Origin of the sequence: Streptomyces sp. NPDC001832 (genome assembly GCF_040297265.1) — a bacterium.
Classification (GTDB): domain Bacteria; phylum Actinomycetota; class Actinomycetes; order Streptomycetales; family Streptomycetaceae; genus Streptomyces.
In genome coordinates this window covers 132,482-156,988 of record NZ_JBEOYU010000013.1, presented here as the reverse complement: position 1 = coordinate 156,988, position 24,507 = coordinate 132,482, and the positions used below count along the sequence as shown (strand labels likewise).

23 protein-coding genes and 1 pseudogene are annotated in these 24,507 nt (G+C 69.0%); 18 read left to right on the top strand and 6 right to left on the bottom strand.

Going from position 1 to position 24,507, the window contains the following annotated elements; all coding sequences use genetic code 11:
- Window positions 1-109 precede the first annotated feature (109 nt).
- Window positions 110-1,534, top strand: coding sequence for an NADP-dependent succinic semialdehyde dehydrogenase (locus ABT115_RS13850; protein ID WP_351788218.1), 1,425 nt, complete (start codon window positions 110-112; stop codon window positions 1,532-1,534).
- 28 nt (window positions 1,535-1,562) lie between these two features.
- Here the strand turns inward: ABT115_RS13850 and ABT115_RS13845 are convergent, their stop codons facing one another.
- The gene (locus tag ABT115_RS13845) at window positions 1,563-1,886 is read right to left on the bottom strand and encodes a plasmid stabilization protein (RefSeq protein ID WP_351788215.1); all 324 of its coding nucleotides are present in this window, start codon (window positions 1,884-1,886) and stop codon (window positions 1,563-1,565) included.
- A 133-nt stretch (window positions 1,887-2,019) separates the two neighbouring features.
- Complete coding sequence (locus ABT115_RS13840; protein ID WP_351788212.1) at window positions 2,020-3,135, bottom strand: baeRF3 domain-containing protein; 1,116 nt, start codon at window positions 3,133-3,135, stop codon at window positions 2,020-2,022.
- Between the two features lie 243 nt (window positions 3,136-3,378).
- On the opposite strand from ABT115_RS13840, the gene ABT115_RS13835 reads away from it, so the two are divergent.
- Window positions 3,379-3,945, top strand: coding sequence for a hypothetical protein (locus tag ABT115_RS13835; protein WP_351788209.1), 567 nt, complete (start codon window positions 3,379-3,381; stop codon window positions 3,943-3,945).
- 66 nt (window positions 3,946-4,011) lie between these two features.
- Here the strand turns inward: ABT115_RS13835 and ABT115_RS13830 are convergent, their stop codons facing one another.
- Window positions 4,012-4,836: an endonuclease I family protein gene (locus ABT115_RS13830; protein WP_351788207.1), complete on the bottom strand. Its 825-nt coding sequence runs from the start codon at window positions 4,834-4,836 to the stop codon at window positions 4,012-4,014.
- 249 nt (window positions 4,837-5,085) lie between these two features.
- On the opposite strand from ABT115_RS13830, the gene ABT115_RS13825 reads away from it, so the two are divergent.
- The 14 genes from ABT115_RS13825 (at window position 5,086) to ABT115_RS13760 (ending at window position 18,184) form a co-directional block, all read left to right on the top strand.
- Entirely contained in the window at window positions 5,086-5,286 is a 201-nt protein-coding gene (locus ABT115_RS13825) for a hypothetical protein (RefSeq protein ID WP_351788204.1), read from the top strand.
- A gap of 83 nt (window positions 5,287-5,369) precedes the next feature.
- Window positions 5,370-6,527, top strand: coding sequence for a methyltransferase (locus ABT115_RS13820; RefSeq protein ID WP_351788201.1), 1,158 nt, complete (start codon window positions 5,370-5,372; stop codon window positions 6,525-6,527).
- Window positions 6,528-6,629: 102 nt separating this feature from the next.
- On the top strand, window positions 6,630-7,808 hold the full coding sequence (locus ABT115_RS13815; protein ID WP_351788199.1) for an acyl-CoA dehydrogenase family protein: 1,179 nt from the start codon (window positions 6,630-6,632) through the stop codon (window positions 7,806-7,808).
- A gap of 347 nt (window positions 7,809-8,155) precedes the next feature.
- The gene (locus ABT115_RS13810) at window positions 8,156-9,244 is read left to right on the top strand and encodes a substrate-binding domain-containing protein (protein ID WP_351788196.1); all 1,089 of its coding nucleotides are present in this window, start codon (window positions 8,156-8,158) and stop codon (window positions 9,242-9,244) included.
- A 36-nt stretch (window positions 9,245-9,280) separates the two neighbouring features.
- Window positions 9,281-10,369: a mandelate racemase/muconate lactonizing enzyme family protein gene (locus ABT115_RS13805; protein ID WP_351788193.1), complete on the top strand. Its 1,089-nt coding sequence runs from the start codon at window positions 9,281-9,283 to the stop codon at window positions 10,367-10,369.
- Window positions 10,366-11,442, top strand: a complete 1,077-nt coding sequence (locus tag ABT115_RS13800; RefSeq protein ID WP_351788191.1) for an ABC transporter permease — start codon at window positions 10,366-10,368, stop codon at window positions 11,440-11,442. The genes ABT115_RS13805 and ABT115_RS13800 overlap by 4 nt, the downstream gene beginning before the upstream one ends.
- Window positions 11,439-12,515, top strand: a complete 1,077-nt coding sequence (locus ABT115_RS13795; protein WP_351788189.1) for an ABC transporter permease — start codon at window positions 11,439-11,441, stop codon at window positions 12,513-12,515. Before ABT115_RS13800 ends, ABT115_RS13795 begins: the two co-directional genes overlap by 4 nt.
- A complete protein-coding gene (locus tag ABT115_RS13790; RefSeq protein ID WP_351788186.1) occupies window positions 12,512-14,056 on the top strand; it encodes a sugar ABC transporter ATP-binding protein in 1,545 nt (514 codons plus the stop codon). The genes ABT115_RS13795 and ABT115_RS13790 overlap by 4 nt, the downstream gene beginning before the upstream one ends.
- Window positions 14,053-14,376: an L-rhamnose mutarotase gene (locus ABT115_RS13785; protein ID WP_351788184.1), complete on the top strand. Its 324-nt coding sequence runs from the start codon at window positions 14,053-14,055 to the stop codon at window positions 14,374-14,376. Before ABT115_RS13790 ends, ABT115_RS13785 begins: the two co-directional genes overlap by 4 nt.
- Window positions 14,377-14,448: 72 nt before the next feature.
- Window positions 14,449-15,300, top strand: a complete 852-nt coding sequence (locus tag ABT115_RS13780) for a fumarylacetoacetate hydrolase family protein (protein ID WP_351788181.1) — start codon at window positions 14,449-14,451, stop codon at window positions 15,298-15,300.
- Complete coding sequence (locus ABT115_RS13775) at window positions 15,293-15,553, top strand: hypothetical protein (RefSeq protein WP_351788178.1); 261 nt, start codon at window positions 15,293-15,295, stop codon at window positions 15,551-15,553. Before ABT115_RS13780 ends, ABT115_RS13775 begins: the two co-directional genes overlap by 8 nt.
- Window positions 15,550-16,305, top strand: a complete 756-nt coding sequence (locus ABT115_RS13770; protein WP_351788176.1) for an SDR family NAD(P)-dependent oxidoreductase — start codon at window positions 15,550-15,552, stop codon at window positions 16,303-16,305. Before ABT115_RS13775 ends, ABT115_RS13770 begins: the two co-directional genes overlap by 4 nt.
- Complete coding sequence (locus ABT115_RS13765) at window positions 16,305-17,333, top strand: aldo/keto reductase (protein ID WP_351788173.1); 1,029 nt, start codon at window positions 16,305-16,307, stop codon at window positions 17,331-17,333. Before ABT115_RS13770 ends, ABT115_RS13765 begins: the two co-directional genes overlap by 1 nt.
- The gene (locus ABT115_RS13760) at window positions 17,330-18,184 is read left to right on the top strand and encodes an amidohydrolase family protein (protein WP_351788171.1); all 855 of its coding nucleotides are present in this window, start codon (window positions 17,330-17,332) and stop codon (window positions 18,182-18,184) included. The genes ABT115_RS13765 and ABT115_RS13760 overlap by 4 nt, the downstream gene beginning before the upstream one ends.
- Window positions 18,185-18,211: 27 nt before the next feature.
- On the opposite strand, the gene ABT115_RS13755 is transcribed toward ABT115_RS13760, so the two are convergent.
- Together ABT115_RS13755 and ABT115_RS13750 are read right to left on the bottom strand one after the other, a co-directional pair.
- The gene (locus ABT115_RS13755) at window positions 18,212-18,895 is read right to left on the bottom strand and encodes a GntR family transcriptional regulator (RefSeq protein WP_351788232.1); all 684 of its coding nucleotides are present in this window, start codon (window positions 18,893-18,895) and stop codon (window positions 18,212-18,214) included.
- A 123-nt stretch (window positions 18,896-19,018) separates the two neighbouring features.
- Window positions 19,019-19,195, bottom strand: a pseudogene (locus ABT115_RS13750) (LutC/YkgG family protein); the annotation flags it as partial.
- A 749-nt stretch (window positions 19,196-19,944) separates the two neighbouring features.
- On the opposite strand from ABT115_RS13750, the gene ABT115_RS13745 reads away from it, so the two are divergent.
- On the top strand, window positions 19,945-21,168 hold the full coding sequence (locus tag ABT115_RS13745; protein ID WP_351788169.1) for a glycoside hydrolase family protein: 1,224 nt from the start codon (window positions 19,945-19,947) through the stop codon (window positions 21,166-21,168).
- A 275-nt stretch (window positions 21,169-21,443) separates the two neighbouring features.
- On the top strand, window positions 21,444-23,171 hold the full coding sequence (gene polX, locus ABT115_RS13740) for a DNA polymerase/3'-5' exonuclease PolX (protein ID WP_351788166.1): 1,728 nt from the start codon (window positions 21,444-21,446) through the stop codon (window positions 23,169-23,171).
- A gap of 95 nt (window positions 23,172-23,266) precedes the next feature.
- Here the strand turns inward: polX and ABT115_RS13735 are convergent, their stop codons facing one another.
- Window positions 23,267-24,322, bottom strand: a complete 1,056-nt coding sequence (locus ABT115_RS13735; protein ID WP_351788163.1) for a lysylphosphatidylglycerol synthase transmembrane domain-containing protein — start codon at window positions 24,320-24,322, stop codon at window positions 23,267-23,269.
- Between the last annotated feature and the right edge of the window lie 185 nt (window positions 24,323-24,507).

The following is a 24,507-nucleotide window of genomic DNA, read 5'->3' as shown; positions in this document are numbered from 1 at the left end:
CACACCGCACGCCGTCCGCGCCGGGAGGGTGTCCGCCCGGCAGCGCCCGCGTTGCGGCACGGCGCGCGGCGCTGCACGGTCGAAGTACCGAGGCAAGGAGGCCAAAGTCATGCCCATCGCGACGGTCAACCCCGCCAACGGCGAGACCCTCAGAACATTCGACGCGCTGGGAGACGCGGAGATCGAGGAGAAGCTCCACGCCGCCGACACCGCGTTCCGGAAGTACCGCACCACCGGATTCGGCGAGCGGGCCGGCCTGCTGAACGCGGCCGCCGGTCTACTCGAAGAGGACGTGCAGGACATCGCGCGCACCATGACCACCGAAATGGGCAAGCCCGTCAAGGCGGCCCGGGCGGAGGCCGCCAAGTGCGTGAAGGCGATGCGCTGGTACGCGGCCAACGCCGCGGAACTCCTCGCGGACGAGCATCCGCCGGCGAAAGACGTGCAGGACTCCGGTGCCTCCAGGGCCTATGTCCACTATCGCCCGCTGGGCGCCGTCCTCGCCGTGATGCCGTGGAACTTCCCGCTCTGGCAGGTCGTACGGTTCGCTGCCCCCGCGCTGATGGCCGGGAACGTCGGCCTGCTCAAGCACGCCTCGAATGTCCCGCAGACAGCGATGTACCTGGAGGGCCTGTTCCGCCGGGCCGGATTCCCGGCGGGATGCTTCCAGACACTGCTCGTGGGATCCGGGGCGGTCGAGTCGATCCTGCGCGACCACCGGGTCGCCGCCGCCACTCTCACCGGCAGTGAGCCGGCCGGCCGCTCGGTCGCGTCGATCGCCGGCGACGAGGTGAAGCACACCGTGCTGGAACTGGGCGGCAGTGACCCGTATCTGGTCATGCCGTCGGCGGATGTCGCCAGGGCCGCCCGTACTGCCGTGACCGCCCGGGTACAGAACAACGGCCAGTCCTGCATCGCCGCCAAACGGTTCATCGTGCACACGGAGGTGTTCGACGAGTTCGCCCAGCGGTTCACCGTGGGCATGCGGGATCTGACGGTCGGCGACCCGCTGCAGGAATCCACCGACGTCGGACCGCTCTCCAGCGAACAGGGCCGCGCCGACCTGGAGGAGTTGGTGGATGACGCGGTACGGCAGGGCGCGAGCGCGCTGTGCGGGGGCGGCCGGCCCGACGACCTGGGCCCCGAGCTGGAGGGCGGCTGGTTCTATGCCCCCACCGTCCTCACCGGGATCACGCCCGGCATGCGCATCCACCGTGAGGAGACCTTCGGCCCCGTGGCCACGCTCTACCGCGTAGAGGGGCTGGACGAAGCCGTGGCGCTAGCCAACGACAGCCCCTTCGGCCTCAGCTCCAACGTATGGACCCGCGACGCGGACGAGGCCCGTCGCTGTGTGCGCGACCTGGAGGCGGGTAGTGTCTTCTTCAACGGCATGACGGCGTCCCATCCTGCACTGCCCTTCGGCGGTGTGAAGCGCTCCGGCTACGGACGTGAACTCGCCGGGCACGGCATCCGCGAGTTCTGCAACGCGACCACGGTCTGGTACGGCCCCGAGCCCGTCGGCGCCACGTCCTAGGGGAGACCCCGGTCCCTGCGACGCGGGCTCAGCGGCCGACCGCCCGTGCCAGCTGGGCCTTCGTCATGTGCGACCGTCCGTGGACGTTCTTCTTCCTTGCCTCCTCGTAGAGCTGGGCGCGAGTCGGCCCCTCGGCTCCGCTGTGGGAGCGCAGACCACCGCGCCGCGAGGACGACATGTCCTCGATGGAGGTGCGGCTCGCGGTCTTCGACTCACCGGCGCGGGCGCGCTCCTTGTTGACCGTGCGAGCAGCGATCTCCTCGGCCCGCTCCTCGCTGACCCCGCGCTCCTGCGCGCTCTCCTTGATGTGTTCGTACTGCCGTTCTCGTTTGGCGTTGGATCCGCGTGGCATGGTGCGCTCACTCCTCTCGTGGGACCTGCCCCTGGGGCTTGTTCGAGCCCCTCCTCAGTGTCCCAGCGGCCCCCGGCGCCCGCATGCCTGTGGCGTGGGGCTGGATGCGGTGTACGGCGTGGCGCCGGTCTGTTCAGTAGCGCAGGGTCGCCGCAATCCGTCCGTGCTCCGTGAGCGAGTCGTTCGCGAGAAAGACCACGTCGGTGCCGCTGTCCAGCGCCGCCTCGACGAGCTCGTCCACGATGTCCTCCCGCACCGAACCGTCCGTGAGATCCGCGGCCTCACCGCTCACCGGTTCGAGGTGCTCGTCCGCCCGCCTTACCGTCTGCTGGAAGTGCTCCTCCACCGCGACCAGTCCGGCGCGCCCTTCCCGTACCGCGGCCCACACCTCGTCCAGACCACCGGCGAAGGCGCGACGGCCGCGCGCTTCGTCCAGTTTGCCGTCGATCTCCGCCGCGAACCGCCGCTGCCGCTCGTCGAGAGCCGGCCGCAGCTCCTTGAGCAGGGCAGTCGGTGTCGTGTCGACCGGCACACCCTTGGTGACCCGGCCCACGGCCGACTTGGCGCTCTCGCCGACCTCGTCCAGCAGGGCGAGCGCGGGGGCGAGGCCGACCAGATAGAGCGGGCGCGGGTCCGTGGCCAGTACCGCGCGCAGCTTCTCGTCGACGGTGCGCAGGAAGTTGCGCGTCTCCTCGTCGCTGAAGGTGCTCGGGGTGTCGCCGATCCGCTCCTCGCGCTGCGGGTTGGGCGCCTCCCTCGGAGCCGTCAGCGGGAACCCGCCGGTCTGCTCCTCGTGCAGGGCGTCCGCCGTGCCGCTCCACAGGGCGGCGTGCTCGGCCGACACGGTGAGCGCCCAGAACGGCTGGGCTTGGGCCTTCGCTGCGACCAGGTTGCGCGTCAGATAGGTGTCGCTGAGCACCACCCGCTCGGGTGCGGTGCGGGGAAGCTGCCAGATCTGGTGCTCGTCCGCGGTGACGAGGACGACCAGGGCATCCAGGGCCCGGCGCGGGTCCACCTCGGTGACCGCCCGGTCCAGCTGTTCCTTGAGAGCGGTCCGGGCCTCGCGGGTGACCGCGGGATCCGCTTCCAGTCGGCTGACGGCCTCGGCCACCAGATTGCGCAGCCGAACGGCGTCCTGGGCATTGTCCGGAGCGCGGCGATGCGTCGGCATGGTCAGGGACAGGGCCGGATAGGGCTTGGCTGCCCGCAGTTCCTGCAACAGGCCGGCGGTCAGGGCGTCCGTATCCATCGTTCTCTCCCAGGGGCTTCGGCTGGCATCCGCTCCCGAGTGAAGCGGGTGAATTCAACGAGTCAATTCATACCTTTTGTTCCTAATATGAGCGATGGGTGCCGCGATCGCACAGCAACGTGAACACGCAGAGCGGGGTGCCCGCCGGCCAGGTTTCCCCGCACTGTCTCCGCGTCACCCCATTTCCTCATCGCTCGATACCTCTCCATCTCCCTTACGCCCTTCCGAGCAGACGGAGCGTCCGTGAACCCGACCAGCCCCTTGCGGCACGTTTTCGGCGGCCGCGCAGCCCGCAACCTGACCCCAGCCGTGCTGGCCGCGGTGATCACCGCCGGTACCGCCGCCTGTGGCGGCTCCGAATCCTCCTCGCAGGGCACGGCCAGAAGCACTCGTACGGTGTCCCCGGAACCGACCAGGACGCGGTCCGCAACCGCCAGTCCGCGTACCCAGAAGGAATTCGCGGCCTCGGTCTCCGCCGCTGCCGAGCGCAACCGGCAGCAGGCCGTGAAGCAGCTCGAAGGCGTCCAGGGGCGGGGCAACGCGGTCAAGGACGTCTCGGTGTCGGGGCTGCCGGTCGTGAAGTCCGAGCAGTTCCGCAGCGCCCTCGTCCGCGTCACCAACCGCACGGACAAGGCCGCCTTCTATGCCGTCAAGGTGGAGTTCGTCGAATCGTCCGAGAAGGTGCTCGACTCCGTGGTGCTCGGCTTCGCGGACGTCCCGCCCGGCCAGACGGCCAGCCAGCACGCCAACAGCCGCAAGGCGGCAGGCGTCAAGACGTCCCCCCGGATCGCCCAGGCCGAGCGCAGCTGACAGCTGGGCCGGTGAGTGCGCGAGCGGCCTGGGCGGCTGAAACGGGACGGAGTCCGTTGGGGCCGTCTACCAGATGGAGTCGACCCATTCCGGGTGATCGATAAACGGGTTCCGGTTGTGCTGGTACCGGTCGAATATGACGTCGTTGCGCCGCTTCTCGAAGCTGTCCGGCGGGTCCTCCTGGCTCCACGCCTTCAGCACCGAGAGGCGGCCGATGTACGGTGCGGAGCCGTTGGACACCCTGTCGTTGGGTTCGAGGTCGGCGAAGGCGTCGTCGCCCTCGTAGCGCACCGCCATGTAGAGGATCATGCGGGCCACATCGCCCTTGACCGCGTCGCGCGGTTCGAAGGAGTCGCTGTCGGTGTAGCTGCCCGGTGCGCCGCTGACTGCGCTGCCGCCGTTGTCGAAGTCCTTGTTGCCGCGGATGGAGTTGACGGTGACATCCTCCGGCCGCAGGTGGTGGATATCGGTGCCGGGGCCGGTGGCGGTGCCGAAGTCGCCGTGGGACTTGGCCCAGACATGCTCGCGGTTCCACTGGCCGACCGAGCCGCCGTTGTCGTTCTTGGACTTGGAACGGCCGGAGTACAGGAGGATCACGTTCGAGGGGTTGGCGGGGTCCTCGTCCGTGTTCTTGAGGGCGTCCCAGACCTGACTGTAGGAAATCTTGGTCTGGCTGCTGATGATGGTGTGCAGTGCGTTCTTGAGCTCGGTTCCGGACTTGCCGAGCGCGTCCTGATAGTACGTGTCGTCGAGAGCCCCGAGCGGTGTCGCGGCGACCGGCGAAGCCTGGGGTGTGGCGGCCGGTGCGGCGGCAGCGGTGCCGGCGAGTACCGCGAACGCGGCAAGGGTCGCCAGCAGGGGGCGCCGGTAATGAAGGTGACGACGGGACATGTGGGGTGTCCTCTCCGAAAGTGCGGGCACCACGAAGCCGCCACAGGGTGGGGGCGGCGCCGCGTCGGTCGGGTGGTAATCGGTCAGCGGGAGCCTTCCACACGCACCGTGACCATGGAGTGAACGCCGTGTACTTATCATGTGCAGGTCAAGTGAGCGTCTCTGTGGCGCCGGGAGCGGATCGGGGGAGGTGTCGGATGCGGCGGGCCGGGCGTGGGGCGAGAATGACCGAAAGGACGAGGAGGCGGCATGAGCGACGAGCCCGAATCCGTATACGCAGCTCGGGGAGTGACTCCCGACAGCCTCTTGCACACCGGCGGGAGCGACAATCCGTCGGCAGAGGACCTGGTGCTCGCCTCCGGGCGGGACCTGACTCCTAAGAATCTTCAGTGGGCGGAGCGCAGGCTCGCCCGGGAGGGCCGGTCGGCGATCGACAAGACGCTGCCGTAGCCCGTAGCCCGTAGCCCGTAGCCCGGTGGCCGGCGCGGGGAGCGTGCGGGTGCTCCCCGCGGCTCGGCTAGCCTGGTTGCACAATGAACCGTTTGACTACGTCAGGGGCCGGGTACGACCTCGCCCGCTTCCCCGAGGACCCGCGCGACCCGTTCCGCGCCTGGGACGCTGCCGATGAGTATCTGCTGCGGCGGCTGGAGGGGACCGACGAGCCGGGACCGGTCGACCTGTCGGGCGTCGTGGTCGTGGTGGGCGACCGCTGGGGCGCCCTGAGCACCGTGCTGGCCGGGCACCGCCCCGTACAGATCACCGACTCCTACCTGGCGCAGCGCGCGACCCTGGCGAATCTGGACCGCAACGGCGTGGACGCGGATGCCGTACGTCTCCTATCGGCCAGGGACACACCGCCGGACCGTATCGACGTCCTGCTGGTACGTGTCCCGAAGAGCCTCGCGCTCCTGGAGGACCAGCTCCACCGGCTCGCGCCGGCCATCCATGCGGGCAGCGTCGTCATCGGTACCGGCATGGTCAAGGAGATCCATAGCTCCACCCTCAAACTCTTCGAGCGGATCATCGGCCCGACCCGCACCTCCCTCGCGGTCAAGAAGGCCCGGCTCATCTTCTGCACCCCGGACCCGGCCCTGGCCCGCACGCCGAGCCCCTGGCCGTACCGCTACGACCTGCCGGAGGGCGTCGGACCGGTCTCCGGCAGGACGGTCACCAACCATGCGGGGATCTTCTGCGCCGAGCGCCTCGACATCGGCACCCGCTTCTTCCTCGGCCATCTCCCCGCGCGCAGCGGCCCCGACCGGGTCGTCGACCTCGGCTGCGGAAACGGCGTCGTCGGCCTGTCCGCCGCGCTCGCCAACCCTGAAGCGATGGTCACCTTCATTGATGAGTCGTACCAGGCGGTCGCCTCCGCCGAGGAGACCTTCCGGGCCAACGCCGGCCCCGATGCGAGGGCCGACTTCGTCGTCGGCGACGGGCTGGCACAGCTGCCGCCTGCCAGTGTGGATCTGGTGCTCAACAACCCGCCGTTCCACACCCACCAGGCCACCACCGACGCAACGGCCCGCAACATGTTCCACGGGGCGCGCGCCGCACTGCGGCCTGGCGGCGAGCTGTGGGTTGTCGGCAATCGGCACCTCGGCTACCACACCCAGCTGCGTCGGACCTTCGGCAACTGCACCACCATCGCGGGCGACCCGAAGTTCGTCGTCCTGCGTGCCATCAAGCGCTGACACTCGCCGGAGACGTCCTGACCCTTCCGGATTCTTGCAACGCGTTCTACTGTGTGCGCCGCCGCACACGGGCGACGCGACCGCGAGACTCCTGGAGGGGCCGTGCACCTCGAATACACGCCTGAACAGCAGCAGTTGCGCGCCGAGCTGCGTACGTACTTCGCCGGGCTGGTCCCCGACAACGCCTACGCGCGCTATGCCGACCCCTCCTCCCAGAAGAACTTCTACCGCGAGACGATCCGGCGCCTCGGCGCCGACGGCTGGCTCGGCGTCGGCTGGCCGACGGAGTACGGCGGACGCGGCCTGTCCCCGATGGAACAGTTCATCTTCTTCGACGAGGCCGCCCAGGCGGGCGTGCCGCTGCCTCTGATGGCCCTCAACACCGTCGGCCCGACGATCATGCAGTTCGGCACCGACGAACAGAAGGCCTACTTCCTGCCGAAGATCCTCGCCGGTGAGATCGACTTCGCGATCGGATACAGCGAACCCGACGCGGGCACTGACCTCGCCGCGCTCAAGACCCGGGCCGTGCGCGACGGCGACGACTATGTCGTCAACGGGCAGAAGATCTGGACGACCAACGGCGATACCGCCGACTGGGTCTGGCTCGCCGTCCGCACCGACCCGGACGCCCCGCCCCACAAGGGCATCACCATGCTCCTCGTCCCGACCAGCGACCCCGGTTACTCCTGCACCATCATCAACACCCTCGCCTCGCACGACACGACCGCCAGCTACTACGAGAACATCCGCGTACCCGTCTCCCGTCGCGTCGGCGACGAGAACAAGGGCTGGCGGCTCATCACCAACCAGCTCAACCATGAACGCGTCACGCTCGCCGCCCACGGCACCATGGCCATCCGCGCCCTCCACAACGTCCAGCGCTGGGCGGCGGACACCCGGCTCACCGACGGCCGCCGCGTCATCGACCTCGGCTGGGTCCGCGCTCTTCTGGCCCGCACCCATACCAGGCTCGACGCCATGAAGCTCCTCAACTGGCAGATGGTGTCAGCGGTTCAGAACGGAACTCTCACACCGCAGGACGCCTCCGCCGTCAAGGTCTACGGCTCCGAGGCACGCCGCGACGCCTACGCCTGGCTGATGGAGGTCGTCGGCTCGGCGGGACCGCTCAAGGAAGGATCGGCTGGCGCCGTACTTCACGGCGAACTCGAACGCGGATACCGGTCCGCAGTCATCTTCACCTTCGGCGGCGGCAACAATGAGATCCAACGGGAAATCATCTCGTGGATCGGCCTGGGGATGCCGCGCGTACGGCGCTGAGCGGGTGTAGCACCTCCCGCCGTGGAGCGAGGGTCGGCGAGCTTTGGGCTCGTCCGTGTCCAGCGGCATCCTCCAGCTTCCCCTCTGGCACCGATGTCCGCCTGTGACGTTCCGTCAAACCCCTCGTATTCTATATGATCCTTCTGGAATCTGGTCGCGCAGGACATGGCCGGTTGCGAAGCAAGTGGCCGCGGGGAGCGCCTGGAGCTACGGCGCCTTCGTGCGCCCTGAGACCGGTTCGTAATGGAAAATCGCCGCCCTGATCCCCCGCGGGTCTTGACGCGACCCCTCGCTCTCGCGGAATATCACGGCAACAAAATCCTATTTGATTTGAGTGGGGCACCACCATGAGCCGTCGTAGAACCGCGATGACAGCCACTGTCACCCTCGCACTCCTCGCCGCTGCCTCGTCGGCCTGCACCATCAAGAACTCCGGCGAGCCGGGTGGGGCGGCCGCCGTCTCAGGAAAGGCCGACGGCGGGACGGCAGAACTCGCCGACGGCTCCAAAACCAAGGTCGCGCTCGTGCCCGGCGGCGCTCACCCCTACTTCCATCCCTGGAAGCAGGCCGGCGCGGATGCCAAGAAGACACTCGGGCTGGGCGACGTCACCTTCGACGAGACTGCCGAGTGGGACCAGCAGAAGCAGAACAACCTGGTTTCGACTCTCGCGGCCCGCGGCTACAACGCCTTCGGCGTCTTCGGCGTCTCCCCGACCGACATCAATACCACCTTCGCCGACCTCAGGTCCCAGGGCTTCGCTGTCGCCTCGCTGGGTTCCTGCCCGGCCGGCGACAAGGACGAGGCGGACTTCTGCCTCTCCACAGACGTCGAGCTCGCCGCGTACAAGGCCGCGAAGGCCGCCATCGAGGCCATGGGCGGCAAGGGCACCCTCGTCCACCTGACCGGCAACAACGTTGACGCCAACACCCAGTTGCGTAAACGGGGCGTGGAGAAGGCGGTGAAGGAGACCGGCGGCAAGATCACCCTGTTGCAGACCATCACCGACATCGACAAGGACCTCCAGACCGCGCAGAAGGCGGTCTCCGACCTGCTCGCCGCCAAGGGCGGCCAGATCCAGGGCATCGTCTCGACCGCCTATAACCCGGCAGTCGCCGCGGCCGAAGCCGTGCGCGAGTCCGGTTCGAAGGCCAAGGTTGTGGCCGTCGATGACGACTCCAAGATCCTCTCCTCGATCAAGAACGGCTCCGTCAGTGCCACGGTCGTGCAGAATCCCGTCGGCCAGGTGGAGGTCGGCGCCTGGGCGCTGGCCCTGCTGCAGACCAAGCAGTGCTCGATGAAGCAGCCCGGCAAGACTGTCGACTCCGGCTCCTTCGTGGTCACCAGCAAGAACGTCTCCAGCTATGACGACGCGCGCAAGGCCAAGACGGCGGAGCTGAAGAAACAGTTCGCCGAAGAGCTCCTCTCCTGCGGCTAACCACCCCCGCCTCTCATACAGAAAGTCAGCACGCGCATGACCCTCATCACCAACGCAACCGCCCTGCTGGCCGACATCGCCGTGGAGACCGACCGCACGGACGCCGTGCAGTCGTTCGTCAAGCAGGAGACTGTCCTCGTCACCCTCACCACGGCCGACGGCCTGGTGGGGACCGGCTACGCGTACACGATCGGCACCGGCGGCAGCTCGGTACTGGCGCTGCTCCAAGAGCACCTCCTGCCCCGGCTCACCGGCCAGGACGCACGCAACGTCGAAGGGCTCTGGCAGGAGCTGTTCGGCCTGACCCGCGCGACCACCACCGGTGCCATCACCTCACTGGCGCTCGCCGCCGTGGACACGGCCCTGTGGGACCTGCGCTGCAAGCGCGCCGGTGAACCACTGTGGCGGCTGGCCGGCGGCCACCGCCAGGAGATCCCCGTCTACGACACCGAGGGAGGCTGGCTCCACCTCGGCACCGAGGACCTGGTCAAGTCCGCGCTCGCGGCCAAGGACGCCCAGTTCTCAGGCGTCAAGATCAAGGTGGGCAAGCCGCACGTCGCCGAGGACGCGGAGCGCCTGCGCGCCGTACGCGAGGCCGTCGGACCGTCCCTGCACATCATGACGGACGCCAACCAGTCGCAGTCGCTGTCCTCCGCGGTGCAGCTGGCCGCCGCCCTCGAACCGTACAGCCCGTACTGGCTCGAAGAACCCATGCCCGCCGACGACATCAGCGGCCACGCCCAGCTGGCCCGGTCGACCCGCATCCCGATAGCCGTCGGCGAGTCGATGTACTCGCCCATGCAGTTCCGCAGCTACCTGGAGACCGGCGCCGCCTCTATCGTGCAGGTGGACGTCGCCCGCATCGGCGGTATCACCCCGTGGCTGAAGGTCGCCCATCTCGCGGAGACCTTCAACGTCAAGGTGTGCCCCCACTTCCTGATGGAACTGCACGTCAGCCTGGTCGCCGCAGTACCCAACGGCGCGTTCGTCGAGTACATTCCGCAGCTGCGCGCCGTGACCCGCACCGAGATGGTCCTGCGCGACGGACAGGCCGTGGCGCCGGACGAGCCGGGCATCGGCATCGACTGGGACATGGACGCCATCGACGACCGGAGGGTCTCATGAGGACGGCTGCCAAACCCACCGGCAGCGAGACCGACCGCCCCACGGACGGAGCCCGCCCGGCTCACCGGCTGCCTTTCTGGGTCAACCAGCGCCTCGGTCTGCTTGTGATCACCGTCGCGCTCGCCGCCCTGTTCGGCGTGCTGCGCCCCGCCTTCTTCGACGAGCGGCTGGTGCTCTTCCCGCTCATGAGGGAAATCTCGACGCTCACCGTAGTGGTCCTCGCGCAGATGGTCGTGCTGTCCATCGGACACATGAACCTCGCCGTCGGACGCATGGCAGCCTTCGGTGCCTTCTTCGCCGGCTTCGGCTACGACCAGCTCGGGCTGCCGCTGCCGCTGGGCCTGATCCTGTGCCTCGTTGCCGGATGCGCCATCGGGGCACTGACCGGCTGGATCATCGCCCGCACCGGTGTGAACTCGTTCGTCGTCACACTCGCCATGGACTTCGCCCTGCTGGGCCTGGTCTCCCTGCTCTACTCGGCTCTCACGCAGAACGCCGCGTTCACCACACGACCCGACGGGCTCGCGGAACTGCGCTCCTACTCGCTCGCCGACATCTGCGTCGGCCCCGTCTGCGGCTCGCCGGCGATTCCGCAGCTGGCCCAGTTCACCGTGCTCGCCCTGGCCGGCCTCGGCTTCCTCTACGCCCGCACCCGCATGGGCCGGGAACTGCTGCTGACCGGCGCCAACCCCGCCGCCGCCGAACTGTCCGGCATCCCCACCGGACGCCGGGTCATCCTGGCCCACGCCTTGTCCGGACTGCTCGCGGCCCTCGCCGGCTTCATGGCCGCCGTCGGCACAGGCACGTTCCGCGCCTCCATCGGCGACGACTTCATGCTCCCCTCCTTCCTCGGTGCGGTCCTCGGCGGGACCCTGCTCACCGGCGGCGTCGTCTCCGTCATCGGCGCCCTGCTCGGTACCTCCCTGGTCGGCGTCATCCGCAAGGGCCTCGACCTGCTCGGTGTCGGTCTGGAAAGTCTCAACATCTACCTCGGCTGCGTACTTCTGCTGGCTCTGTCCGCGGACCGGGTACGCACCGTCGTGTCCTATCGCAAGGTGGTGCGCTCCACATGACGACGCTCCGCGACAAGCAAACCATGGCCGTCCCGGCACTGCGGCGCTTCTCCCGGTCCGCCACGATGACCCTGCTGTGCGTGGTCGTCGTCGGCTACGTGGGCCTCGGCATCGCCTCGTCCGGCTCCTTCTTCGAGGGGTCCTCCCTCCGCACGTTCCTGCAGTACCTTGCCACGCCCATCCTCATCGGCCTGGCCCAGATGGTGGCCCTGTGCGTCGGTCAGCTCAATCTCGCCGTCGGCGCGCTGGGCGGGTTCACCGCCTGCCTGATGGGCGTGCTGATGGTCGACCACGGGGTGCCCGCCGGGCTCGCCGTGTTCGTCGGCGTCCTCACCGCCACCCTCGTCGGCCTGCTGACCGGCGTCTTCATCGTCGCCACCCGCATCAACGGCTTCATCGTCACCCTCGGCACCATGACCATCCTGCTCGGAGCGCAGTACCGGCTCTCCGGCACCCGCACCATCGACGGATACTCCGCCACGCTGCGCGACTTCGGCCGCGCCGCTCCGCTGAACATCCCGCTCGTCTTCGTCACCGCGCTCGCCGCCGCTGCCCTGCTCGCAGCGTTCATGTACCGCACCATCGCGGGCCGGCGACTGCTGGCCGCCGGCGGCAACCCGCTCGCGGCCCGCCTGTCGGGCATCTCCAGCGACCGGCAGATCGTGGTCGCCCACACCCTGTCCGGCCTACTCATCGGCATCGCCGCGCTGATCGCGACCGCCTCGTTGCCCGGCGTCAACCGCAGTGTCGGCGGAGACTGGATGCTGCCCAGTTTCGCGGCCCCCATCATCGGCGGCGTCGCGCTGACCGGCGGCTCCGTGGCGGTCGCCGGCACCGTACTCGCCGCCTTCGTCATGCGGCTCATCGACACCGCGCGCGCTCAGTTCTCCCTCGACCCGAGCTGGGTGAACTTCCTCATCGGCCTGGTCGTCCTCGGCACGGTCGTCGGCGGCCGCATCCACCAGACCCGACTCGAGAAGAAGGGCACGACGCCCGGCCGCACGCCACCCTCACCGGCGGGAAGCGACACCCCACCGGCCGCGGCCCTGCCGAGCCCCGGAGGCGCCCGATGAGCGACGTACTGCTGGAATGCGAGAACATCGTCAAGGTCTTCCCCGGCGTACGCGCCCTTGACGGCGTCGGCCTGACCCTGACCGCCGGTTCCGTGCACGCCCTGCTGGGGGAGAACGGAGCGGGCAAGTCCACGCTGATCAAGGTGATCACCGGCGTGCACCTGCCGGACGGCGGCAGACTGCTCCGGCGCGGTGAGGAGATCCACCTGCGCTCCCCGCTGGAGGCCACCCGGGCCGGTATAGGCGTGGTTCACCAGGAGCGCAACCTGATCCCCGGCTTCTCCGTCGCGGAGAACATCACGCTGCAGAGCCCTCCGTCACGCCGCGGGCTGGTCGACCGGAAGGCGATGACGGCCCCGGCCCTCCGCTGCCTGGCCGAGCTCGGCCTGGACATCGACCCGCACCAACCGGTGCGGGAACTGTCCGTCGCCCAGCAGCAGCTGGTCGAGATCGCCAAGGCCCTGTACACCGAGAGCCGGGTGCTGCTGCTCGACGAGCCCACCGCCTCCCTCTCCCCGCAGGAGGCGGAGCGCCTCTTCGACGTCGTACGCCGGCTCAAGGAACGCGGCACCTGCGTCGTGTTTGTCAGCCACAAGCTGGAGGAGGTCTTCGCGATCTGCGACACCGTCACCGTCCTGCGCGACGGCAAGTCGGTGCTCGAGTCGGCCCCCCTCGCCGAGTACGCCCAGGACGACGTGGTCACCCTCATGGTCGGCCGCGCCCACTCGGTGACGGACATGACCCCGCGCACGGTGGACACCTCCGCCCAACCGGCGCTGACCCTGTCGGGACTGTGCACGGCGGCCGGACACCAGGACGTCTCGCTCGACGTCGGGCCCGGCGAGATCGTCGGCCTGTACGGACTGGTCGGCGCCGGCCGCAGCGAACTGGTCAAGGCCGTCCTCGGCCTCGAACGGGTCACGGCCGGCGAGATCCGGGTGTACGGCGAGCCGGCCCGGATCGGCTCCCCCCGGGAGGCCCTGCACACCTACGGCATCGGCTATCTGACCGAGAACCGCAAGGAGGAAGGGGTCTTCCTGGAGCAACCCATCGTCCGGAACATCACCGTGACGGTGTGGAAGAAACTGGGCCGCTTCCTCGGTGACATCTCCTTCCGTCAGGAACGGGAGGTGTCGCAGGACCTCGTCGACCGTCTCGGCATCCGTGTCTCCGGTCTCGAGCAGAATGCCGGTGAACTGTCCGGCGGCAACCAGCAGAAGGTGAGCCTGGCGAAGTGGCTCGCGGCCGACACCCGACTGCTGGTCGTCGACGAACCGACCGTCGGGGTGGACGTGCGCACCAAGCACGCCTTCCACGAACTCATCTGGGAGCTGGCCCGCGGCGGCCTGCCCATCCTGCTCATCAGCAGCGACCTCACCGAGATGATCACCCTCGCCGACCGGGTGGTGGTCATGGCCGACCACCGCATCCGCGGCGAGGTGGACAACGACCACGACTACGACCGCATGAGCGGGCAGATCATCCGGATCATCCACGATCGTGCCGTCTCGGCCGTGACCGCGAAGGGAGCCGCCTCGTGAAGCGGGTCGCCCAGGTCATTCACATCGTCCCGGAAAAGGTGGACGAGTACCGGGAGTTGCACCGCGACATACCCGGACCGGTCCTCGACCGGCTGCGGCGCTCCCACATCACCAACTACTCGATCCATCTCCTCGGCGACCGGCTGTTCGCCTACTTCGAGTACCACGGCGACGACCTCGCGGCGGACCTCGCCGCGATGGCCGAGGACCCGGCCACCCAGGAGTGGTGGAAGCTCACCGCGCCCTGCCAGCGGCCTGTCGACGAGGCCGCACCCGGCGAGTGGTGGGCCGACATGGAACAGGTCTTCCTCATGGAGTAGGCCCACGTTCCGTCCGCCCCACCCCAGAACCACCACGCGGTACGAACCGTGCCGCGACCACAAGGAGAACACGTGAAACTGCTGCGCCTCGGCGCTCCCGGCTCCGAACGACCGGCCGTCCTCGCCGACGACGGAATCACCTACGACCTCACCGGACTGACCCGCGACATCGACGGGTCCTTCCTCGCCGGGGATGGCGTGGAGCAGGTCCGTACCGCCCTGCAGGCCGGCACACTGGCCGCTTTGAACACAGAGGGAGTTCGCGTCGGCGCGCCCGTTGCCCGTCCTGGCAAGGTGGTCTGCGTCGGCCTCAACTACCGGGACCACGCTGCCGAGACCGGCGCGGCCGTGCCCGAGCGGCCGGTGGTGTTCATGAAGGACCCCGGTACCGTCGTCGGTCCCTACGACACGGTGCTCGTGCCTCGGGGCTCTCGGAAGACCGACTGGGAGGTCGAGCTCGCGGTGGTGATCGGGCGTCGGGCCCGGTATCTGGAGGGACCCGACGACGCGGCAGGAGTCATCGCGGGCTACGCCGTCAGCAACGACGTATCCGAGCGGGCCTTCCAGCTGGAGCTGTCCCCGCAGTGGGACCTGGGCAAGTCGTGCGAGACGTTCAACCCGCTCGGGCCGTGGCTGGTCACCGCCGACGAGGTGCCGGACCCGCAGGCGCTCGGCCTGCGGCTGAGCGTCAACGGCGTGCAGCGGCAGAACGGCACGTCCAAGGACATGATCTTCTCCGTGGCGCACATCGTCTGGTACCTGAGCCAGTACATGGTGCTGGAGCCCGGCGACGTCATCAACACCGGCACCCCCGCCGGCGTCGCCCTCGGCCTGCCGGACACCCCCTACCTACGCGCCGGCGACACGGTGGAGTTGGAGATCGACGGACTCGGCCGCCAGCGTCAGACCTTCGCGGATGCCTGATCCGATGAGCGACCACGGCACTGCCACTCACATCACGGACGCCGACGTCATCGACATCCGGTTGGCCACCTCGCGGGAGGTGGACGCCGTGTTCGCAGACCCTGGAACGGTGCGCCAAGCCCTGAACGGCGGCAGCCAGCTGCTTTCGTCCCGGATGCACGCCGCCTCGATCAACACCCACCGCTACCCCAACGGCGCCTTCTGTGTCGCCGATCGGGCCGCAGCCGAACACGCGAAGGACATCCACTCATGAGCGAACTGACCGGACTCAAGGCCCTGGTCACCGGTGGCGCCTCCGGTATCGGCCGGGCCACCGCACAGTTGCTGGCCGCGCGCGGCGCCGACGTCGCCGTCCTGGACCTCGACCCCTCGTCCGTCGACAAGCCGCTGCGCGGATACGTCGCCGACGTGTCGGACGACATCTCCGTACGGTCCGCCGTCGCCGCCGCGACCGACGACCTCGGCGGCCTCGACATCCTGGTCAACAACGCCGGCATCGGCGCCGCGGGCACCGTCGAGGACAACGACGACGCCGAGTGGCACCGCGTCATGGACGTGAACGTACTGGGCATCGTCCGCACCACCCGTGCCGCGCTGCCCCTGCTGCGTGCCTCCGCGCACGCCGCCGTCGTCAACACCTGCTCGATCGCGGCCACAGCCGGACTCCCGCAGCGCGCCCTGTACAGCGCGAGCAAGGGCGCGGTTCAGGCCCTTACGCTCGCCATGGCCGCAGACCACGTCCGCGAGGGCGTCCGCGTGAACTGTGTGAACCCGGGTACCGCGGACACTCCGTGGGTGGGCCGCCTCCTCGACCGGGCCACCGACCCGGAGGCCGAACGGGCAGCGCTCAACGCCCGCCAGCCCATGGGCCGTCTCGTCACCGCCGACGAGGTGGCCGCCGCCATCGTGTACCTGGCGGGCCCGGCCGCCGCCAGCGTCACCGGTTCCGCCCTCGCGGTGGACGGCGGAATGCAGGGGCTGCGACTGCGGCCGAAGGGACAGTGATGGCAATGGATGGGAACGGTTCAAAGCCCGCCGCTCTGCCGGTGCGCACCCTCGGCCGTAGCGGCGTCCCTGTTACCGCCCTCGGCTTCGGTGCCGCCGCGGTCGCCGGGCTCTATGAGGATGTGGGGGAGGACGAGGCGGCCGCTGCCGTGGAGGCGGCGTGGGCCGACGGCATCCGCTATTTCGACACCGCCCCGCACTACGGTCTGGGCCTGTCGGAACGCAGACTGGGCACGGTCCTGCGGACCAAGCCCCGGGACGCCTTCACCCTTTCCACCAAGGTGGGCCGGCTGCTCGAACCACACGACGGCGGCGGCGACGACCTGGCCAACGGATTCGCCGTGCCTGCCACCCACCGGCGCCGGTGGGACTTCAGCGCCGACGGCGTACGCCGCTCGCTGGAGGACAGCCTCGCCCGGCTCGGGCTCGACCGCGTGGACCTGGTCTTGATCCACGACGCCGACGACCATGAGGAACAGGCGTTCAAGGAGGCGTACCCGGCGCTGGAGGAACTGCGCTCGCAGGGCGTCGTTCGGGCGATCGGCGCCGGGATGAACCAGAGCCGGATGCTGGCCCGCTTCCTCGCCGACACCGATGTCGACGCGGTGCTCTGCGCCGGGCGCTACACGCTGCTGGAGCAGGGCGCGCTGGAGGCGCTGCTGCCCGCCGCCGAGGCCGCCGGCAAGAGCGTGATCGTCGGCGGCGTATTCAACTCCGGGCTGCTGGCCGATCCCGCGCCCGGGGCCATGTACGACTACGCGGCGGCGCCCGAGGACCTCCTGCGCCGGGCCATGCGGATGCGCGACGTCACCGAAGCGCACGGGGTGCCGCTGCGTGCCGCCGCGCTCCGCTTCCCGTTCGGACATCCGGCGGTCGCGGCGGTCCTCGTCGGCGCCCGCTCGGCGGCCCAGGTCAAAGACGCGGCCGAGCAGTACCGCAAGCCGGTTCCCGGCGCCATGTGGCAGGCTCTGCGGGCGCAGGACCTGCTGTCCGACGGTGTACCTGTGCCCGGGAGGAGAGTGCCATGACCGTCATTGACGCCCATCACCATCTGTGGGACCTCGGCGTACGCGACCAGGAGTGGATCAGCGGCCCCGAACTCGCCCCGCTGCGGCGTTCCTTCATGCTGGCGGACCTCGAGTCGGAGGTCCGGGAAGCGGGGGTGGCGGCCACGGTGCTCGTGCAGACGGTCATCGTGCCCGAGGAGACTCCCGAATTCCTGTCCCTGGCCGCGGACAGCGACGTGATCGGAGCGGTCGTGGGATGGACCGATCTGACGTCGCCCGGCGTCGCCGGTGAACTGGCCCGGCTGCGCTCGCTGCCCGGCGGCGGGTTCCTGCGCGGCATCCGCCACCAGGTCCAGGGGGAGCCGGACCCCGACTGGCTGACGCGGCCCGAGGTGCTGCGCGGCCTGCGCGCGGTCGCGGAGGCCGGGCTCGTCTACGACCTCGTCGTCCTGCCGCACCAACTGCCGGCGGCGGCGAGGGCGGCCGCGGCTGTCCCCGGTCTCACCTTCGTCCTCGACCACTTGGGGAAGCCGCCGATCGCGTCCGGGCAACGGGAACCGTGGTCAAGGCACGTGCGTGAGCTGGCCGCCCTGCCGAACACGGTGTGCAAGCTCTCCGGCATGGTGACCGAGGCCGACTGGCCGTCGTGGACGGTCGACGGCCTCCGGCCGTACGCCGACACCGTGATCGATGCCTTCGGCCCCCGGCGGCTGATGTTCGGCTCCGACTGGCCGGTGTGCACCCTCGCCGCCGGCTACGGCGAGGTCGTGGCTGCCACTCGGGAGCTCACCGTCACGCTCACCGCTGCCGAGCAGGACCAGGTGTGGGCCGGTACTGCCCGGCGCGTCTACCGGATGGCCGACGCCGGCTGATCCGGCCTCGGGGCGCCGGCCGGCCGTTCAATCCTGTTCGAACCGGCCGAGCTGGCGCTCCAGGCTGCGATTGAGATGGTCCGCCATCGCCTCGGCGGCACGTTCGGCCCTGTGGCGCAGTATCGCGCGCACGACACGCTCGTGCTCCGCCACGGTCGAATCGCCCTCGCCCTGCGGGCTGCTCAGGCGGAAGATGTGCAGATGCGAGTGGAGTCGCTCCACTGCGTCCGCGAGCAGGGGCCGGTGAGCGGACTCCGCGACGGCGTTGTGGAAGCGCTGGTCCAGTGCGGCGAAGTCGCGGTAGGACGTGTATGGTCCCGCGGGGCCGGGGTGGGACTGCATGTCTTCCAGGAGCGCCTCGATGGCGTCGAGTTGCGACTCGTCGGCGTGGAGTGCGGCCAGTGCGGCGGCCCGCGGCTCAAGGAGCAGCCGCATCTCGAACAGCTCCTCCAGTCCCTGCCGGGTCAGCAGTTCGGTGGCCCGGTAACCGGACAAGGAGCGCTTGACGACGAGCCCGTCGGCCTCCAGCCGGGCCAGTGCCTCGCGTACGGGAGTCGGGGAGACATTGAGTGTGCGTGCCAGGGCTTCGATACCGACCCGAGCGCCGGGGGCGATCTCATGGTCCATGACCATGGCCTTGGTGTCCTCGTAGACGCTGTCGGACAACACCTGGCGGACAGGCGACGCGGACCGCCTGCTCGCCCCGGCCATGTCGTCGGAGACGGACGGGTCGTGAGCCGACATCCGGGTTCTCTCCTCTGTGTTTCTGGGGCGGTACGGCAACTGGCAGTTTAGTCGGGCAGCTGTGGAAGCGGACGTGTCCTTGCGTTCGCTTCACACGTCAGTACGAACAATCACGACGAGGGTGCGCAGTCCGTGTACCCCTTCCACGCGCTCAAGTTCGATGCCGGACGTGGCGGACAACCCACTGATCAGGGTCGTCGGATGTTCGGGGACCAGTCGGGCCAGCGCCTCCGGCACACCGGCGGCGACCGAGGAGAGGTCCACCAGCCGACCCGTCCCCCCGGGGTCGTAACTATGGTCCGACCACACCGTTCCGTTTCGCCCGCAGCCGACGCAACGACCCGCAATACCCTACGAAATCACCTCACCGAAGCACCCTCAGAAAGAAGCTCTGCGATCATATCGTATAGGATTCACTCTGCTCGAAGGGTCGGTGCGCCGGCGAAGGCGCTTTCGACATTCAGGAGACCGGTCCAGACTTCGCTCGGCGGCACCCGGGACTCCCGGCGCCAGGCTTCGACCGGTACATGAAACCGCCAAATCCCCGTCAGGCAGGCCCCACCCGCAATCGCGGCCGGTCGGGAAGGGTGCCTGGGAGCGATCCACGCGACGAGGCCCACAGGGTGATCGGCTTCGGCTGACCCCGCAGGGATCTCCCCCGTCCCACGTCTTGACGTTCTCCCGATGGGCGGAAGATCATATAGGTAAAGCCTCAGTCGCCCCGCAGCAGGGAGACCTTCCCATGCCTTCGAGGGCACGGTTGATCGACGCTCTGGCGATCGCCGTACCTCCGACAGCCGCAAGAGCGGTTCCGCCACCTGGCAGCGAGCTGCGCAATCTCGCGTCCGGCACACCCGCCACTCAGAGCAGCGCTTTCCGCGGCGGCCACGCGGCGCGCGCCGTGGGCCCCGCCCATTGCGCAACTCCACCAGCAGGTAACAGCGCAGGGCGAGTTGAGGAACCTCAAAAGGGGCCAATGCACGACGCCAAGCCCCAGGGACCGAAAGGAGCTGGTCTTGACCGGCAGCAATGGCATGACGCGACGCAGAGCGCTCACGACGATATCGGCGGCCCTGGCCGCCACCTCCCTCAGTGGACCGGCGGCCCTGGCCGCCACCTCCCTCGATGGTCCAGCGGCCACCGATGACTCCGCCGGACCGTCCTCCCCCGATTTTCAGGCAGCAATCCAGCCGATTGACCCAACGGTGCAGATCTTTGGTACCGACGGCTGGTACACCTGGTGCGGCACCCCCATCCGCGGCCGCGACGGAGCGTACTACCTCTTCTATTCACGCTGGCAACACGGTTCGGCCGGCCGCGGCCCCGACCCCTCGGAGAAGATCTTCTATGGCTTCAGCGGTTGGATGAAGTACAGCGAGATCGCCGTCGCAGTCTCCCCGGGCCCCCAGGGTCCGTACCGGCACTTGCGAACCGTCGTGCAGGGGACGGGAGACCCCGGGCGCTGGGACCTTTACAACGCGCACAACCCGCACATCCGCTACTTCCGCGGCCGCTACTACCTGTACTTCATCGCCAACAACCCGGCGAACACCCCCGAGCCGTGGTACTCCCGGCAGCCCTCTCTCTGGCTGAAGTACCACGCCGGCCAGCGCATCGGTGTGATCACCGCGCGCACCCTGGAGGACCTGATCGCCGGCCGCGGTACCCGTAGCGACGTCCCCATCGCGGGCCCCGACTATGTGAACACCTTCCAGATGGTGGTCAACCCGTCTGTCACCGAGGCCCCCGCCGTCGGCGGTCGCCCCCGCTTCCTCATGACGTACAAGACGTGGAACGCCAAGGGCGTCTACATCACCGTCGTCGGCGAGTCCGACCGTCCCGAGGGCCCCTTCCCCTACACTGCCACCGCTCTGGGTACGACCGAGACCCAGGCGGAGGATCCGTATCTCTGGTACGACCATGCCGAGCGCCGCTTTTACGCGATCGTCAAGGACTTCTATAACGGAGCCGACCGGTCCAAGGCGCTCACTCCCCAGTTCGGAGCGCTCGGCATGGTCACCTCCAAGGATGGCCTCGCGTGGGAGCCGGCCAAGCACTCGGTAGTCTCGCTGAAGCAGTTGAGGCTCACCGACGGCTCGCTGATCACTCTCGGTTCGTTGGAGCGACCCCAGCTCCTCTTCGACCACAACGGCCGCCCGGTGACACTGCACGCCGCCATGGCCCGTGGCAGCACCGCTGCTGGAACCCAGAATGTCGCCATCCCGCTGCGTTGGTCGTAACGGCCTGATCCACTCGCTATCGTGCACCAGGCCCTAAGAACGCAGTCCATGATGCGAGACCGCATCAGCGCCTGCAGAGGTACGGCCTGATGGCCCAGTCTTCCGGGCGGGGCGGGCGGAAACGTCTCCAGTGGTGAATCGACCTATCGGGTCTGCTTCTGAGGCCGCTAAGGCGTGTTTCGAAAGTCCCGTCTGGCCGGGGGCGTCTGACGCTCCCGGCCCCCGCCCTGCGGGCGGACGACGCTACTTTCGAAACACGCCCTAGACTGTGAGACGTGGCCCGGCCCAACGAGGAGGTCGAGGCACTCCTTCAGGAGTACGCGGACCTCGTCGCCATCACCGGAGGTGACGCGTTCAAGGCGCGCGCCTACGAGAAGGCCGCCCGTGCGATCGGAGGCTACCCCGCTGATGTCTCCCACCTCGATGTCGCGGGCCTGAAAGAGATTCCGGGCGTCGGCAAGTCGATCGCCGAGAAGGTCACCGAATACTTCCGCACCGGCAAGGTCACGCTGGTCGAGGAGACGCGGGCCAGGATTCCCGCAGGGGTAAGGCAGCTCACCACCATCCCCACGCTCGGCCCCAAGAAGGCAATGACCCTCTACGAGGACCTGCACATCTCCTCAGTGGCCGAGCTGGCCGACGCCATCAAGGCGGAGAAGTTGCGCGACCTGAAGGGCTTCGGGAAGAAGACCGAGGAGAACATCCTGCACGGTATCGCCCTCATGCAGCAGGCAGGAGGGCGGATCCCACTGAGCGCGGCCATGGAGGCCGCCGAGGCCGTCGTGGCCGAACTCTCACGCGTCACCGGCTGCGAGAACTGCGCATACGCCGGATCCCTGCGCCGCATGAAGGAATCCATCGGTGACATCGACATCCTCGTCGCCGCCGACCGGTCGGCCCCCTTCATGGACGCACTCACCGAACTGCCCTCCACCGCCGAGGTCATCACACATGGCGAGAAGAAGACCTCGATCCGTACCTCCAAAGGCATCCAGGTTGACCTACGCGTTGTGCGACCTGGCTCCTGGGGCGCCGGCCTGCAGTACTTCACCGGCTCGAAGGCGCACAACATCCGCACCCGCACGATCGCCGTCCACCAGGGGCTGAAGCTCTCCGAGTACGGGCTGTTCGAGACCGAGGGCGGGAAGAGGGTCGCCTCCGGGACCGAGGACGAGGTGTACGCCCGGCTCGGCCTGCCCTGGATCCCGCCCACGCTGCGTGAGGACCGGGGGGAGATCGAAGCCGGTCTGCGCGGCGAACTGCCCGAGGTCGTGGTGGAGGGCGACGTCAGAGGCGACCTGCACACCCACACCGACCTCACCGACGGCCTCGCCCCGCTGGAGGAGATGGTGGCGGCGGCGGCCGAGCGGGGCTACGCGTACTACGCCGTCACCGACCACGCACCGAACCTGTACATGCAGCGCATGACCGACCAGAAGATCTTCGCCCAGCGCGAGCAGCTGCGGTCGCTGGACGGCAAGCACCACGGGATGCGGCTGCTGCACGGCACCGAACTCAACATCGGGCCGGAAGGGGAGGTGGACTGGCCCGACGAGTTCCTCCAGGGCTTCGACATCTGCGTGGCCTCCGTGCACTCCCACTTCAGCATGAGCCGCGAGACGATGACCGGGCGGATCGTAAGCGCCTGCGAGAACCCCCACATCAACGTCATCGGACACCCCACCACCCGCCTCATCGGTAAACGGCCGGGCATCGACGCCGACCTCGACGAGGTGTTCGCCGCGTGCGCCCGCACCGGCACGGCCCTGGAGATCAACGCCCAGCCCGACCGCCTCGACCTGGGCGACGAGGACATCCTCCGCGCCAGAAGCCACGGGGTGAAGTTCGCTGTCGACAGCGACGCCCACTCGATCCCCCAGCTCGCGTACCTCCGCTACGGAATCGGCACAGCACAACGAGGATGGCTCACCACGGACGATGTGATCAACACGTGGCCACTGAGGCGGCTACGCCGGTTCCTGTGCAAAGACCGGGCGGACTGAGGCCGCACGCGCCGCCCGACAACACGCACACTGTCCGACGCCCAGGACGCCGGGTCTGTAAGGTCACGCCGATCCAGCTCGCCGGGCCTGGAAGATCACCCCGATCCAGCTCGCCGGGCCTGGAAGGTCACGCCGATCCAGCTCGCCCAGCCGACCGTCTGCAGTGCCCAATAGCTGATGGCCCGGTACAGCAGCACCCCAGCGATTGCCGGTCCGGGAGGCAGGCCGTACAGCACCAGCAACGCGGACAGGCTCGCCTCGACCACCCCGATGCTGCCGGGTGTCAGACGCAGACTGCCGGGGATCTGTGTGAGCGCGTACGCGAGCAGGACACCGCGCCAGGGCACGCCGATGCCCAGCGCCCAGAGGCAGGCCGCCAGGCAGGCAGCGTCGAAGCCCCAGTTCATCAGGGCATACGCTGTCGGCCTCAGCCACGGCCGGAAGCCGGGCTGCAGGCTTCTGGCCCGCTCCACCACGCGGACCAGCAGCAGCTCGGCCTGCCGTACCCGCCTGGACCGCCCGCCCGCGCCCAACCAGGCCCGCCGCACCGCTGCGCGGAAGCCCGCGAAGCGAGACAGGCTGAAGACCACCAGACCGATCACCAGCGCCAGCACCAGGAGCCCGGCAACCGGACGCACCACGGCAGCGGCACCGGCAGCACCGACCGTGAACATCCCCAGCACTGTCAGGATCGCCAGGCCGAGCGCCGAGAGCGCCCCGGCGACCAGCAGCACGGCGGCCCCGAGGACTGGTTCCACGCCCCGACGGCTCAGCTGCCGGTACACCCATGCGGTAGCGAAGGCCGCCCCGCCCGGCAGCGCGCCGGCCACGGCGTTGGCGGCCACCACGATCGCGGTCATCCGCCGCAGACTCCACCGCACTCCGCCCGCCAGCAGCAGCCGACGGGTCATAGCGGCGAAGCACACCACCGACAGCGCCTCGCACCCCACGGCAACCGCCAGCTGCGGCACACGCACCCGAGAGATGAGGTAGAACGCCTGGGTGAGCTCGTGCCGTCGCCAGACGGCCACCACGGCCGCGGCCCCCACCAACAGGCCGGCGCCGAGCCACCACACGGGGCCCGGCCGCACGAGACGGCCTGCCTCCCAGCCTCCATGGTCGGCTGCCTCGGATTGCGGCCGCTCAGACACCGGTCGTCACCACCGAGCACCGCGTCAGGGCCGGACGGCTTCGAAGGGCCCGCAGCCGGCAGGAGGCGAAGAACGCCCGGCCCGCTTGCCAGGCCAGACCGGAGACGGCCCCTGCCGGAGCCCGGGGAGGGACGCTTTCCACGGCACTCCTTCAGAATCACTGTCCGTGTCAGCACATCATCAGG

Bases quoted from the DNA above. Each gene is read 5' to 3' on its own strand.
- ABT115_RS13800 (WP_351788191.1), top strand. From the start codon at position 10,366: ATGAGGACGGCTGCCAAACCCACCGGCAGCGAGACCGACCGCCCCACG.
- ABT115_RS13770 (WP_351788176.1), top strand. From the start codon at position 15,550: ATGAGCGAACTGACCGGACTCAAGGCCCTGGTCACCGGTGGCGCCTCC.
- ABT115_RS13850 (WP_351788218.1), top strand. From the start codon at position 110: ATGCCCATCGCGACGGTCAACCCCGCCAACGGCGAGACCCTCAGAACA.
- ABT115_RS13845 (WP_351788215.1), bottom strand. From the start codon at position 1,886: ATGCCACGCGGATCCAACGCCAAACGAGAACGGCAGTACGAACACATC.
- ABT115_RS13810 (WP_351788196.1), top strand. From the start codon at position 8,156: ATGAGCCGTCGTAGAACCGCGATGACAGCCACTGTCACCCTCGCACTC.
- ABT115_RS13775 (WP_351788178.1), top strand. From the start codon at position 15,293: ATGCCTGATCCGATGAGCGACCACGGCACTGCCACTCACATCACGGAC.
- ABT115_RS13755 (WP_351788232.1), bottom strand. From the start codon at position 18,895: ATGGCCGGGGCGAGCAGGCGGTCCGCGTCGCCTGTCCGCCAGGTGTTG.
- ABT115_RS13820 (WP_351788201.1), top strand. From the start codon at position 5,370: ATGAACCGTTTGACTACGTCAGGGGCCGGGTACGACCTCGCCCGCTTC.
- ABT115_RS13840 (WP_351788212.1), bottom strand. From the start codon at position 3,135: ATGGATACGGACGCCCTGACCGCCGGCCTGTTGCAGGAACTGCGGGCA.
- ABT115_RS13830 (WP_351788207.1), bottom strand. From the start codon at position 4,836: ATGTCCCGTCGTCACCTTCATTACCGGCGCCCCCTGCTGGCGACCCTT.
- ABT115_RS13765 (WP_351788173.1), top strand. From the start codon at position 16,305: ATGGCAATGGATGGGAACGGTTCAAAGCCCGCCGCTCTGCCGGTGCGC.
- ABT115_RS13795 (WP_351788189.1), top strand. From the start codon at position 11,439: ATGACGACGCTCCGCGACAAGCAAACCATGGCCGTCCCGGCACTGCGG.
- ABT115_RS13825 (WP_351788204.1), top strand. From the start codon at position 5,086: ATGAGCGACGAGCCCGAATCCGTATACGCAGCTCGGGGAGTGACTCCC.
- ABT115_RS13760 (WP_351788171.1), top strand. From the start codon at position 17,330: ATGACCGTCATTGACGCCCATCACCATCTGTGGGACCTCGGCGTACGC.
- ABT115_RS13790 (WP_351788186.1), top strand. From the start codon at position 12,512: ATGAGCGACGTACTGCTGGAATGCGAGAACATCGTCAAGGTCTTCCCC.
- ABT115_RS13805 (WP_351788193.1), top strand. From the start codon at position 9,281: ATGACCCTCATCACCAACGCAACCGCCCTGCTGGCCGACATCGCCGTG.